We start from the raw sequence: 12,463 nt of genomic DNA, 5'->3' as shown, positions 1-12,463 counted from the left end.
GTTGGCTTCAAACCAGGCTCGCTGTCGCTGGCCTGTGCGAGCGAGTGTCGAACGGAAACCCTAGGGGAAAACACCGAGAAATGAGACACCGCGTTTCCTGGATCGAAACAATGACGATTCCCACGGCCCTCAAGGAAAAAACCGAACCGCGCTTTCGCACGGCCCGGCTCCCATCGGAAACGGCGCGGATCAGAGACCGGCGCGCTGCGTCACCGGGCGGGCGATGTTGTATTGCGACGGCACCGTGCTGTTCACGAAGGCCTTGCGATCCAGGTTCTGGTTCGGTTCATGGGCGGTGGCCACGGCCTGCGAGCGGATGACCTCACGGTCGGCCGAAGCGGTCAGCGCCGGGGCGACGCGCGAGGACACGCCGTCCGCATACGGATTCTCGCTGCGGGCGGCGACCACGGCCTGGGCGTTCACTTCGGCGCGGCTGGCGACCGACACCGGCGCTTGCACGCCTTCGTAGGTTTCGGCCTGGGCGCCGGCGGCGGCCAGGATCGACAGGGCGGCGGCGGCGATGATCTTCGAGGTCTTCATTCGGATGTCCTTCGTTGTGGTGGAGAGGAAAGCGCGGTGGGATAGAGTTTGCCTCGGATTTCTAGGTAGAAACCCTATAAAAATGAATCAGGGTGTTCATCAAACGGAAACAATGGAGTGCCATGGACGGTCTGGAACTGCTCAAAACCTTTAGAGAAGTCGCCTTGCGCGGCAGCTTTTCGCGCGCCGCGCACTCGCTGGGCATGTCGAAGGCCAACACGAGCAAGTACGTGGCCCAACTGGAGACCCGCTTCGGCGTCCGCTTGCTGAACCGCTCGACGCGCTCGGTCAGCCTGACCGATGCCGGCCACCTGCTGCTGGAGCGCAGCAAGCCGCTGCTGGAGATGATCGAACGGACCGAGTCCGAACTGCAGGGGCACGCCGGCCACCCGCGCGGCCGGCTGCGGGTCACTGCGCCGCACGGCCTGGGACAGAGCAGCTTTTCGGGCCTGATCGGCGAATTCATGATCACCTATCCCGACGTCCACGTGAGCCTGCACCTGAGCAACCGAGTGATCGACCTGGTCGAGGAAGGCGTCGATGTCGCCTTGCGGCTGGGCCGCATCCGCGACGAGAACGTGATCGTGCGGCGGCTGCGCCTGATGGACCTGGCCCTTTGCGCGACGCCGTCCTACTGGGCCCGGCGCGGCATGCCGAAGAAGCCCGACGACATGCGCCGGCACGACGTCCTGACCTATTCGCTCGCGGGCGGCGGGCCGCAACTGCCGTTCGAGGTCGACGGCCAGCCCTACAGCGTGCCGGTCACCAGCCGCATGGACGCCAACGACGCCGCACCGCTGGTCGGCGTGGCGCTGGCCGGGCTCGGGGCCGTCTGCGTGCCGATGATCATGGCGCAGCAGCACATCGAACGCGGCGCGCTGGTGCCGGTGCTGAGGGAGTTCATGCCGCGCGATCTCTGGCTTTACGCGGCCTACTCGCAACGCCGGCACAACAGCGCCGCGCTGCGGGCGCTGCTGGATTTTCTCGAGGCCCGGGTGCGCGATCCCGACCCTGCGGCTACCTGATGCCGAAGATCGCCGCCGCGTTGCCCCAGGCGATGCGCTGTGCGACGTCCGGCGGCAGGTCGCCGAGCCACGTGCGGTAGCCGCGCATGATCTCGTCGTAGGCGCTCCAGCGCTGATTGACCCAGGTGTCGGAACCGACGAGGAAGCGATCGGGGTATTTCAGCATCAGCGCGCGCCATTCGGGGCACAGCTTGCCGCCGTCGCAGGTGAGTCCCGGCCGGTACGACAGCTCGCCCATCAGCAGCGGATAGCGCTCCAGCAGCGCCTGGACCCGCTCGATCGGCGGGCCGCCGATGCCGGTGTGGGCCCAGATCAGGCGCAACGCGCGGCCTTGCGAAGGCGCATGGGCCATCAGCAGGTCGATCGCGACCTCGTCCACGTGCGCCAGCACGGCGAGCTGCTTGCGTTCCGCCAGGACGATCAGTTTCCGTGCGACAGGCCCGTTGGCATTGGCGCTGTCGTAGAGATGGAACTCGCCCAGTCCCTTGTAAGGCCCGCTCGCCGTGCCGCGGGCCAGTTCGGCCTGCACCATCTCGTAGATGCTGTCGTCGCGGAACCAGTTTTCGTAGTCGTCGCGGTTGCGGTAGAGGCGCACGAAGGGCACCACGGCCACGCCGGCTTCGCGCGCCTCGCGGGCCGCCGCAAGGGTCTGCGTGCCGGCATTGGGCCGCGAGTTGGCGACGATCGCATTGACGCCGTTGCGCTGGATCCGCGCCAGCGCCTCGGCCGGCGGGTAAGGCCCGGTGTTGCCGTCCCAGGCCTCCTGGTTGTAGTGCAGGTGGGTGTCGAAAAGCGGGCCGGCATAGTCGGCCGACCAGGCGCTCGGTGCCAGCAGCGCCGCCGCCAGGGCGAAAGGCGCAAAGCGACAGCGCCGGCCAGCCACGGCTCGCGCCCCGCTCAGCCGAGCTGCTTGGCGAAGAAAGCCAGAGTGCGCTCCTTCGCCAGCTTGGCGGCGGCCGCGTCGTAGGAGCCGCGCTGGTCGCAGTTGAAACCGTGGCCGCATGCGTAGACATGCACCTCGACGTCCGGATGCGCCTTCTTGAAGGCGTCGACGGTGTCGAGCGGAATCCAGTGGTCGTTGTTGCCGAAGTGGACCAGCACCGGCACCTTGGGCTTGCGCGCACTTTCCTCCGGGGTGGTCATGCCGCCGCCGTAGTACGGCGCGGCGGCGGCCAGGCCCGACACCTCAGCCGCCGCGCGCCAGGTCAGGAGCCCGCCCCAGCAGTAGCCCACGATGCCCACCTTGCCGGCCCGCGCCGCGTAGTCGACCGCGGCCTGGAGGTCCTGCAGCACGCCCGGGGCGGGCAGCGCCTCGACCGCGGTCTTGAGCCCGAAGCCGGCCTTCATGTCGTCCTCGGCGTAGCCCAGTTCGACGCCCTGCTTCACGCGATGGAAGGTGGCCGGCGCGACCGCCAGGTAGCCCTCGGCCGCGTAGCCGTCGGCCACCGAGCGGATGTGCGAGTTGACGCCGAAGATCTCCTGCACCACGACCACCGCGCCCCTGGGCTTGTCCGCCGGCTCGGCGACGTAGGCGGGAAAGGTGAAGCCGTCCTTGGCGGTGAGATCGATGAATTGACCCATGGTCATGCTCCTTGGCGGGATGGTTGTTGTTTCTTCAATGCGCGTTCGACGAAATCGAGCCGGTCCTGGCCCCAGAAGATCTCGCCGTCGATCACGTAGCTCGGGGCGCCGAAGACCTTGCCGTCGATGGCCTGCTGGGTGTAGTCCTCGTAGCGCTCCTGCACCGCCTGGCTCTGCGCCTGGTCGACCCGGCGCGCGTCGAGCCCGCATTCTGCCGCCAGTGCCTCCAGCACCTTCGGGTCGGCGATGTTGCGCTCCTGCACCCAGACCGCCGCGAACACGGCGCCGCAGATCTTCATCGCGGCCTCGATGCCATCGTGCAGGTCGGCGGCGATGATCAGCCGGGCTGCATCGTCGCTGGCGACCGGGAAGAACTTGGGTTTGGGATTGAGCTCGATGTCGAGGTACTTCGAGAAGCGCGCCAGGTCGACCAGGCGATAGGCCTGCCGCTGCGGCGCCCGCTTGCCGAGCGGCAATCCGCCCGAGACCGGGAACACGGCGCCGAAATCGATCGGCCGGACGCGCACCGTGGCGCCGGCGGCCTTCGCGATGGCGGCGAAGCGCGCATGGCCGAGGTAGGTCCAGGGGCTTTGCGGCGTGAAGTAGTAGTCGATGGTGCGGCTCAAGAGCGTCTCCTCGATGATGTAATCCGACGCAGACGGTTTTAACTGAGGCACGGCTTCCGTGCAGGAGGTGGGATTTGGACCATGTACTTCTGATCACCGGCGGCAGCCGCGGCATCGGCGCCGCGACCGCGCTGCAGGCCGCCCGCCGCGGCTGGGCGGTGGCCGTCAACTATGCCAGCAACTCGCTGGCTGCCGACGAGGTGGTGCGCTGCATCCGGGCCGCAGGCGGCACCGCGATCACGGTGCAGGCCGACGTCGGCGACGAGTCCCAGGTGCTGGCGATGTTCGAGAAGGTCGACGCCAAGCTGGGGCGCCTGACGGCGCTGGTCAACAACGCCGGCGTGGTCGACACGCAGGCCCGGGTCGACGAGATGAGCGTGGCGCGGCTCGAGCGCATGCTGCGCATCAACGTCATCGGCAGCTTCGTCTGCGCTCGCGAGGCCGTGCGGCGCATGAGCACGAGGCATGGCGGCAGCGGCGGCGCGATCGTCAACCTCTCCAGCGCCGCCGCGCGCCTGGGCTCGCCCGGCCAGTACGTGGACTACGCCGCCAGCAAGGGCGCGATCGAGAGCTTCACGATCGGCCTAGCCAAGGAGGTGGCCGAGGAAGGCATCCGCGTCAACGCGGTGCGCCCCGGCCTGATCGACACCGAGATCCACGCCTCGGGCGGCCTGCCCGACCGCGCCTTCCAGCTCGCCTCGACCGTGCCGATGAAACGCACCGGCAGCGCCGACGAGGTGGCCCACGGCATCCTGTGGCTGCTGTCGGCCGAGGCCGGCTACGTCACCGGAAGCTTCCTCGACATCACGGGCGGACGCTGATGGCACCCCCTGCGATGGACCTGATCAAGCCGCTGATCACGCTGCTGGCCATCGTGAACCCGCTGGCGATCGTCCCCTTCTTCATCCACTACACGCAGGGCTGCACCGACCAGCAGCGCAAGCGCACCGCCTGGGTGTCGGCCTTCAGCGCCTTCATCGTGATCGCGGTCAGCGCGCTGCTGGGGCTGCAGCTGCTGTCCTTCTTCGGCATCTCGATCGCGAGCTTCCAGGTTGGCGGCGGCATGCTGCTGCTGATCAGCTCGCTCTCCATGCTGAACGCCGAGCCGGCGGAGTCGAAGACCAACAAGGACGAGATCCGCGCGACGGAGGTGAAGGCATCGCTCGGCGCCTCGATCGCGGTCGTGCCGCTGACCATCCCGCTGCTGACCGGCCCGGCCACCATGTCGACGGTGGTCATCTTCGCCGACCGCACGCAGCATGTCTGGGAGCTCGCGATCCTGGTCGGCTACGGTGTGGTGATCGGCCTGGCGACCGGCGTCACCTTCTCGCTGGCCGAACCGATCGCGCGGGTGCTCGGCAAGACCGGCATCAACGTCATGACGCGGCTGATGGGCCTGATCCTGGCGGCGCTGGCGGTCGAGGTGATGGCCGACGGACTGGGCACCCTGTTCCCGGTGCTGCACCGCGCCACCTGAGCGCTACGCGCCCAGCTCGACGATGCGCGGCACGATCGCCTCGCCGTCGAACCGCAGTTCGGCCACCGAGACCGGCAGCCTGAAGCGGCGCGGCCCCGCACTGCCCGGATTCAGATAGAGCACCGGGCCGCGCTGCTCGGCCCGCGGGCGGTGCGAATGGCCGGACACCACGACGCGAATGCCGGCCGCGACCGGGTCGATGCGCAGTTGCGCCAGATCGTGGATCGCGAAGAGGCGCAGGCCACCGGCTTCCAGCAGCGCCGTCTCCGGCACCGCCTCGGCCCAGGCGCCGCCGTCGTTGTTGCCGCGCACGACGGTCAACGGGGCCAGCGCGGACAGGGCGTCGATGATCTCCGGCCCGCCGATGTCACCGCCATGCACGATGTGGTCGGCGCCGCGCAGAAAGTCCAGCGCTTCGGGCCGCAGCAGCCCGTGGGTGTCGGAGATGATGCCGATGCGCATGGCTCGCCGATGGTCTCGGACGCGCCGGCCTACTGCGCGTCGACCCAGGCCACCAGCTCGGCCACCACGACCTCGCTGGCCGCCGCCAGGGCCTTGACGCCGCCGGGCCCGTCGGCGGTCGGCGCCGGCTTGCGGACCGTGAAGCTGCGCTGGGCCAGCACCTTGTCGCCGGCGGTCTGGCTGCGGGTCAGCGTGGCGCTTACGCGCACCAGGCCGATGCTGCGCTCGGGCGACTCGAAGTACTGGCTGAACTCCTCCAGCGTGACGCGCAGGGTGTCGGGCAGGCGGCCCGCGCTGCGGGCGATGGGGGCGCTCTCCTCCGGGCCCAGCACCGTGTGGCCGGCCGAGAGCGCCTCGCGCAGGCGCTGGCGCAGCAGCTGCGCCGGCGGCTGGCTCCAGCGCGACTGGCCGTAGGGCCGCAGCTCGTTCGAATCCGCGTAGCCGAGGCGGTACAGCAGCTGGGTGCCGTCGAGCCGCGAATTGRCATCGACCTCGGCCAGCGCGATCATCGGCAGCGCGCGCGGGGCCGGCGAGGAGGCGGCAGCCGGCGCCGGCACCGTGTTGCCGGGCCCGAAATCGTAGAGGGCGGCCCGGGCCGGCTTGTCGGGCAGCGCGCCGCAACCCGCCAGCAGCAGCGCGGCGGCCAGGCCGGCGAGGGAATGCTTCAGAGCGTCGTTCATGGGAATCATGGAATGGCCTTCACGGACTCGTGGTCGCCGCCGGCGCGGAGAAGCCGGGCTCGCCCGGACCGGCAACCACGCCGCCATTGCCGAACAGCAGCGACTGCGGGTTGTCGCTGATACCGTCGGCCGCGCGACCGAGGCGGCGTACCGCACGCGAGGTGTCGTCGGCGACCCGGTTCACGCGCGGCAGCGTCGCGTTGTTGAACGAATCGACGGCCTGCGACAGGGCCTTGGTGCCGTCGGCGAGGCGTTCGATCGGACCGTCCTTGGCGTTCAGGCGGGTCGCGGTCGCGTTGAAGTTGGTGGCGACGCGCGAGATGTCCGTGGCCGCGCCCTTGACTGCGGCCATGGTCTCGCGCGTGCGGTCCACCAGCGGCGGCAGGGCCTTGAGCGCCGGGTTGAGCCCGGTCTTGACCGTGTTGTCGAGCGACTTGGTCAGCTGGTTGGCGCTGGCCGCGGCGCTCGCGATGTTCTCCAGCGCATCGGCGACGCGCTTCTGGTTGTCGTTGCCGAGCAGCGCGTCGACCTTCTTGGTGACTTCCTCGACCCGGCCGAGGATGAGCTCGCCGCGGTCCTGCAGCTGGGCCAGCAGCGAGGGCTTGAGCGGGATGCGCGGCGGATTGTCGTTGTCCGGCACCAGCGAGACCTGCGATTCGCCCTTGTCGTCGAGGGCGATGAAGGCCAGCCCGGTGACGCCCTGGTAGCTCAGCGTCGCAAAGGTCGAGGTGGTGAGCGGCACCCGCTCGTCGACCGTGATGCGGACCCGCACGTTGCCTTTCACCTTGGGGTCGAAGTCGATCGATGCGACCTTGCCGACCGCGATGCCGCGGTAGCGCACCATCGCCTGCGGCTGCAGGCCGCTCACCGGATCGCGGGTCGACAGCTCGTAGATGTTGCGCACCGTGTCGTCGCGCGTGAGCCAGACCACCAGCGCGACGATCACGGCGACCAGGCCGAGCACGAAGGCCCCGGCGGCGAGGGCATGGGACTTGTTTTCCATGGCGGCTACCTTTCGGACGAGGGGGCCGGCCGGCTGGCCGCCCCTTCATGCAGTGCTTCCATGGCGCGCTGGCCGCGGCCACCGAGGAAGTACTCGTGGATGAACGGATGCGGATAGGCGATCACCTCGCGCGTCGTCCCCGCGACGATCACCTTGTGGTCGGCCAGCACCGCGATCCGGCTGCTGAGGTCGAACAGGGTGTCGAGGTCGTGCGTGATCATCACCACCGTGAGGCCGAGTTCGCGGTGCAGGCCGCGCAGCAGGTCGCAGAAGCCGTCGGCGCTTTCGGGATCGAGGCCGGCGGTGGGCTCGTCGAGCAGCAGCAGGGGCGGGTCCATGATGAGTGCCCGCGCCAACGCCACCCGCTTGATCATGCCGCCCGAGAGATCGGCCGGACTCTTGGTGGCCTGCTGGGGACTCAGCCCGACCATCTGCAACTTGACCAGCGCGGCATCGCGGATCAGGTCGTCGGGCAGCAGCTTGAGTTCGCGCAGCGGAAAGGCGATGTTGTCGAGCACGCTGAAGGCCGAGAACAGCGCGCCGTGCTGGAACAGCATGCCGACATTGGCGGCGCCCGTCGCGCTGAGCTGCCCCGGCGGCCGGCCGAGCACCGTGACCTGGCCTCGGGTCGGATGCTCGAGCCCGAGGATCTGGCGCAGCAGCACGGTCTTGCCGGTGCCCGAGCCGCCCACCAGCGACAGCACCTCGCCGCGCACGATCGTGAGGTCGAGGTCGCGGTGCACCACCTGGTCGCCGTCGGGCGACCGGAAGACGGTCCAGAGCTTGCGGATCTCGACCACGCGTTCGGCGTCGCGGGGAAAGTTGTCGACCATCAGCGCAGCCCCACGCCCTTGAACAGCACCGCGAACAGCGCATCGACCAGGATCACCACCGTGATCGAGGTCACCACCGACGAGGTCGTGCCGCGGCCGAGGCTCTCGGTATTGGGTTTCACCTTCAGGCCGAAATGGCAGCCGATCAGCGCGATCAGGATGCCGAACACCGCCGACTTGGACAGCGCGAGATACAGGTTCGACATCGGCACCGCGCGCGGCAGCGCCGAGAGAAAGTACGCGGGCGAGATGTCGAGCGACAGGTCGGCCGCGATCATGCCGCCGAACAGCGCCGCCATCGAGGTCCACGTGCTGATCAGCGGCATCGTGATCGCCAGCGCCAGCACCCGCGGCATCACCAGCCGGAAGCCGTGCGGGATGCCCATCACGCGCATCGCGTCGAGTTCCTCGGTGACCCGCATGACGCCGATCTGCGCCGTGATGGCCGAGCCCGATCGGCCGGCGATCAGCACCGCCGCCAGCACCGGGCCGAGCTCGCGGATCAGCGACAGGCCCAGGATGTTGACGATGAAGGTCTCGGCGCCGTACTGGCGCAGCTGCTGCGAGGTCAGGTAGGCCAGCACCACGCCGATCAGCAGGCCGACCAGCGCGGTGATCGGCAGCGCGGTGGTGCCGAACTGGTAGATCTGGCCCGAGAAGTCGCGCCAGGGCCCGCGGTGCGGTGCCCGCAGCAGCTTGCCGAGGTCGAGCGTGAGCTGGCCGATGAGGCCGAGGAAATCGCGCGCCACGAACATCATCCGCGGGCCGTTGTGGGCGAAGGCCTTGAAGCGGTCGGCCAGCGTCACCGGGGGCTCGTCCGGCGCGCTGCAGGTGTACCGGGCGACCTGGTCGAGCACCGCCTTGTGCTGCGAATCCATTTCGAGCCGCGCCGGCCAGGCCTGCCCCCAATGGTCCCAGAGCAGCTGGGCGCCGATGTGATCGAGCTGCTCGATCGGACGCAAGTCCCAGGGGCGGCCTTCCTGCGCGGGGACGCCCTTCAGGCTGTCCGACAGCGCGCCCCAGGCCGGCGCCGACGACATCGCCAGCACGGTCCATCGGCCGGTGGCCACCGCCCACCGGCCGCCGTCCTGATCGCGTTCGTCGACGCGCGGTTGCGCGCCCTGCGCTTCCTGCGCATCGGCGGGCATCGGCGAATCGGTCGGCATGAGGGCAGCGGCAGGTCGTGAAGCGAATGACGCAACATCGTAACCGGGGGCGTCCGCGCCGGACCTCCAGGATGCCGCCCCTGCGCGCAGGCGGTCGCGCAAGCCCCGGGGGTTTGCCACAATCCGGTGCCGACGGCGGCGCAGCGTCCGGTCGCCGGCGGCCGTATTTCCCATAACGACAAGAGACAGGCAAGACCCGAATGAGCGACACCACCTTCGACTACATCGTGATCGGCGGCGGCACCGCCGGCGCGTTGATGTGCAACCGCCTGACGCGCAGCTCACAGCAGCGCACCCTGCTGATCGAGGCCGGCGGCAAGGACGACTACCACTGGATCCACATCCCGGTGGGCTACCTCTATTGCATCGGCAACCCGCGCACCGACTGGCTCTACAGCACCGAGCCCGACGCCGGGCTCAACGGCCGCACGCTGCGCTACCCGCGCGGCAAGACGCTGGGCGGCTGCTCGAGCATCAACGGGATGATCTACATGCGCGGCCAGTCGCGCGACTACGAGCACTGGGCCGCCCTCACCGGCGACGACACCTGGCGCTGGAACAACGTGCTGCCGGCCTTCAAGCAGCACGAGGACTACTACCTCGGCGCCGACGAGATGCACGGGGCCGGCGGCGAGTGGCGGGTCGAGAAGCAGCGCCTGCGCTGGGACATCCTCGACGCCTTCGCGCAGGCCGCGCAGGAGGCCGGCATCCCGCACAGCACCGACTTCAACCGCGGCAGCAACGAGGGCGTGGGCTACTTCCAGGTCAACCAGAAGGACGGCTGGCGCTGGAACACCGCCAAGGCCTTCCTGCGGCCCACCTGCTACGGGCGGCCGAACTTCGAGATGTGGGTCAACGCCCATGTGACGAAGCTGATCCTCGAGACGCAGGCCGATGGCAGCCGGCGGTGCACCGGCGTGCAGGTCTGGGACGGCCACGAGACGGTCACGGCGAAGGCCACGCGCGAGGTGCTGCTGTGCGCCGGCAGCATCGGCTCGCCGCAGCTGCTGCAGCTCTCGGGCATCGGCCCGGCGGAGCTGCTGCATCAGCACGGCATCGAGGTGGTGGCCGACCTGCCCGGCGTCGGCGCCAACCTGCAGGACCACCTGCAGATCCGCGCGGTCTACAAGATCAAGGGCGCGCCCACGCTCAACGTGCTGGCCTCGTCGCTCTATGGCAAGGCGAAGATCGGGATGGAGTACCTGTTCAAGCGCAGCGGGCCGATGAGCATGGCGCCCTCGCAGCTCGGCGCTTTCACGCGCAGCTCGCCCGAGCACGAGTGGCCGAATCTCGAATACCACGTGCAGCCGCTGTCGCTCGACGCCTTCGGCGAGCCGCTGCACAGCTTCCCGGCCTTCACGGCCAGCGTCTGCAACCTGAACCCGACCAGCCGCGGCACCGTGCGCATCAAGAGCCCCAGGTTCAGCGACGCACCGGCCATCGCGCCCAACTACCTGAGCACCGACGAGGACCGCAAGGTGGCGGCCGATTCGCTGCGCGTCACCCGCCGCATCGCGGCCCAGCCGGCACTGGCGAAGTACGCCCCCGAGGAATGGAAGCCCGGCCTGCAATACCAGACCGACGAGGAACTGGCGCGGCTGGCCGGCGACATCGCGACCACCATCTTCCATCCGGTGGGCACCACGCGGATGGGCGCCGACGGCGACGCGATGGCGGTGCTCGATTCACGCTTGCGGGTGCGCGGCATCCAGGGACTGCGGGTGGTCGACGCCGGGGCCATGCCGACCATCACCAGCGGCAACACCAACAGCCCGACGCTGATGATGGCCGAGAAGGCGTCCGAATGGGTGCGCAAGGCGGCACTGTGAGATCTTGATGTGTCCATTTGTTTCCAGTGGCGGGTAATCCCCGATGCACTGGCACGGTGCGCCGAACTAAAGTCTCGGCACTCGCAAACGGGCCTGCCCGCAGCGCGGGGGACCGAGGAGACATCTTTCGAAGAACCAGAACCAGATCAGACAAGGCATCCGCACGAGATGCCGTTTTTTTGAACAAGGCGCCGCCAGTCGGCGCCTTTTCTTTTTGGGTGCAGGTCCTGCGACGGCAACGGCCGATGCTATCAAATAGATAGCAATCCGGAATGAGACAATCCGGCCCCCCATGGAAATTCTGGTGCTGACCCTCGCCTCGCTGTTCGCGGGTTTCATCGATTCCATCGTCGGCGGCGGCGGCCTGATCCTGGTGCCGGCGCTGTTCAGCGTGCTGCCGGGCACCGCCCCCGCCACGCTGCTGGGCACCAACAAGAGCGCCTCGGTCTGGGGCACGGCGGCGGCCGCGGCGCAGTTCCACCATCGGGTCGGCCTGCGTTGGCACACGCTGCTGCCGGCCGGCGCCCTGGCCTTCGCGGGCTCGCTGGCCGGAGCCTGGGCCGTGACCGTGGTGCCGGGCGACTTCCTGCGCAAGCTGCTGCCGCTGGTGCTGGTCGCGCTGCTGCTCTACACGCTGGCGCGCAAGGACCTCGGCCACCACCATGCGCCACGCTTCAGCGGCCGTGCCGAACTGCTGGCCACGGCGGCGATCGGCGCCCTGCTGGGCGTCTACGACGGCTTCTTCGGGCCCGGCACGGGCAGTTTCTTCGTCTTCCTGTTCGTGCGCTGGCTGGGCTACGACTTCCTCAACGCGGCCGGCTCGGCCAAGCTGCTCAACACCATGACCAACCTGGGCGCGCTGCTGCTGTTCGGGCTCAAGGGCCATGTGCTGTGGCCGCTGGCGCTGACGATGGCCGTCGCCAACGTGGCCGGCAGCGTGATCGGCGCCCGGGTCGCCATCAAGCATGGCGCGGGCTTCGTGCGCAAGGTGTTCATCGTGGTCGTCGGCGCCCTGATTTTCAAGACCGCCTACGACGCGTTCATGTAGCTCGCCCCCAGGTTGCCCGGCACTTCGTGTCCGGGCGCCCACCCCCTGCCGGGGGCAACACCAGCGGCCCGGCGTTGCCGGTTCCGCGGTGGCACTGTTGCTCGCCCCCAGGTTGCCCGGCACTTCGTGTCCGGGCGCCCACCCCCTACCGGGGGCAACACCAGCGGCCCGGCGAAGCCGGTTCCGCGGTGTT

14 protein-coding genes are annotated in these 12,463 nt (G+C 69.1%); 5 read left to right on the top strand and 9 right to left on the bottom strand.

Features of this window, described 5'->3' with window-relative positions:
* Positions 1-189: 189 nt before the first annotated feature.
* On the bottom strand, positions 190-540 hold the full coding sequence (locus tag AC1D2E_RS11165) for an alpha/beta hydrolase (RefSeq protein WP_478197471.1): 351 nt from the start codon (positions 538-540) through the stop codon (positions 190-192).
* A gap of 122 nt (positions 541-662) precedes the next feature.
* Here AC1D2E_RS11165 and AC1D2E_RS11160 point away from each other — a divergent pair, with 122 nt between their 5' ends.
* Positions 663-1,565: a LysR family transcriptional regulator gene (locus AC1D2E_RS11160; protein ID WP_478197470.1), complete on the top strand. Its 903-nt coding sequence runs from the start codon at positions 663-665 to the stop codon at positions 1,563-1,565.
* Here AC1D2E_RS11160 and AC1D2E_RS11155 read toward each other — a convergent pair.
* From AC1D2E_RS11155 to AC1D2E_RS11145, 3 genes are read right to left on the bottom strand one after another with little or no spacing between them, the layout of a single operon-like run.
* The gene (locus AC1D2E_RS11155; RefSeq protein WP_478197469.1) at positions 1,558-2,448 is read right to left on the bottom strand and encodes an amidohydrolase; all 891 of its coding nucleotides are present in this window, start codon (positions 2,446-2,448) and stop codon (positions 1,558-1,560) included. The genes AC1D2E_RS11160 and AC1D2E_RS11155 overlap by 8 nt on opposite strands.
* 14 nt (positions 2,449-2,462) lie before the next feature.
* Positions 2,463-3,146, bottom strand: a complete 684-nt coding sequence (locus AC1D2E_RS11150) for a dienelactone hydrolase family protein (RefSeq protein ID WP_478197468.1) — start codon at positions 3,144-3,146, stop codon at positions 2,463-2,465.
* A gap of 2 nt (positions 3,147-3,148) precedes the next feature.
* The gene (locus AC1D2E_RS11145) at positions 3,149-3,772 is read right to left on the bottom strand and encodes a DsbA family protein (protein WP_478197467.1); all 624 of its coding nucleotides are present in this window, start codon (positions 3,770-3,772) and stop codon (positions 3,149-3,151) included.
* A gap of 74 nt (positions 3,773-3,846) precedes the next feature.
* On the opposite strand from AC1D2E_RS11145, the gene AC1D2E_RS11140 reads away from it, so the two are divergent.
* Complete coding sequence (locus AC1D2E_RS11140) at positions 3,847-4,593, top strand: SDR family oxidoreductase (RefSeq protein ID WP_478197466.1); 747 nt, start codon at positions 3,847-3,849, stop codon at positions 4,591-4,593.
* A 14-nt stretch (positions 4,594-4,607) separates the two neighbouring features.
* Positions 4,608-5,249, top strand: a complete 642-nt coding sequence (locus tag AC1D2E_RS11135; protein ID WP_478107523.1) for a MarC family protein — start codon at positions 4,608-4,610, stop codon at positions 5,247-5,249.
* Between the two features lie 3 nt (positions 5,250-5,252).
* Here AC1D2E_RS11135 and AC1D2E_RS11130 read toward each other — a convergent pair whose 3' ends face one another.
* Genes AC1D2E_RS11130 through AC1D2E_RS11110 form a run of 5 tightly spaced genes read right to left on the bottom strand, consistent with a single transcriptional unit; the run spans position 5,253 to position 9,393 of the window.
* Positions 5,253-5,711, bottom strand: coding sequence for a metallophosphoesterase family protein (locus AC1D2E_RS11130; RefSeq protein WP_478197465.1), 459 nt, complete (start codon positions 5,709-5,711; stop codon positions 5,253-5,255).
* A 29-nt stretch (positions 5,712-5,740) separates the two neighbouring features.
* On the bottom strand, positions 5,741-6,391 hold the full coding sequence (locus tag AC1D2E_RS11125) for an ABC-type transport auxiliary lipoprotein family protein (protein ID WP_478197464.1): 651 nt from the start codon (positions 6,389-6,391) through the stop codon (positions 5,741-5,743).
* 19 nt (positions 6,392-6,410) lie between these two features.
* Complete coding sequence (locus tag AC1D2E_RS11120) at positions 6,411-7,394, bottom strand: MlaD family protein (RefSeq protein WP_478197463.1); 984 nt, start codon at positions 7,392-7,394, stop codon at positions 6,411-6,413.
* 5 nt (positions 7,395-7,399) lie between these two features.
* Positions 7,400-8,227 carry an ABC transporter ATP-binding protein gene (locus AC1D2E_RS11115; RefSeq protein WP_478197462.1) on the bottom strand — a complete coding sequence of 276 codons (828 nt, stop codon included), beginning with the start codon at positions 8,225-8,227 and terminating at the stop codon, positions 7,400-7,402.
* Positions 8,227-9,393, bottom strand: coding sequence for an MlaE family ABC transporter permease (locus AC1D2E_RS11110; RefSeq protein WP_478197461.1), 1,167 nt, complete (start codon positions 9,391-9,393; stop codon positions 8,227-8,229). Before AC1D2E_RS11110 ends, AC1D2E_RS11115 begins: the two co-directional genes overlap by 1 nt.
* A 200-nt stretch (positions 9,394-9,593) precedes the next feature.
* Here AC1D2E_RS11110 and AC1D2E_RS11105 point away from each other — a divergent pair, with 200 nt between their 5' ends.
* Together AC1D2E_RS11105 and AC1D2E_RS11100 are read left to right on the top strand one after the other, a co-directional pair.
* A complete protein-coding gene (locus AC1D2E_RS11105) occupies positions 9,594-11,222 on the top strand; it encodes a GMC family oxidoreductase (protein ID WP_478197460.1) in 1,629 nt (542 codons plus the stop codon).
* Positions 11,223-11,514: 292 nt separating this feature from the next.
* The gene (locus AC1D2E_RS11100) at positions 11,515-12,270 is read left to right on the top strand and encodes a sulfite exporter TauE/SafE family protein (protein ID WP_478197459.1); all 756 of its coding nucleotides are present in this window, start codon (positions 11,515-11,517) and stop codon (positions 12,268-12,270) included.
* Positions 12,271-12,463: the final 193 nt, after the last annotated feature.

This window comes from Variovorax sp. P1_H2, from assembly GCF_056405295.1.
This window is presented reverse-complemented; position numbering and strand designations above follow the sequence as displayed.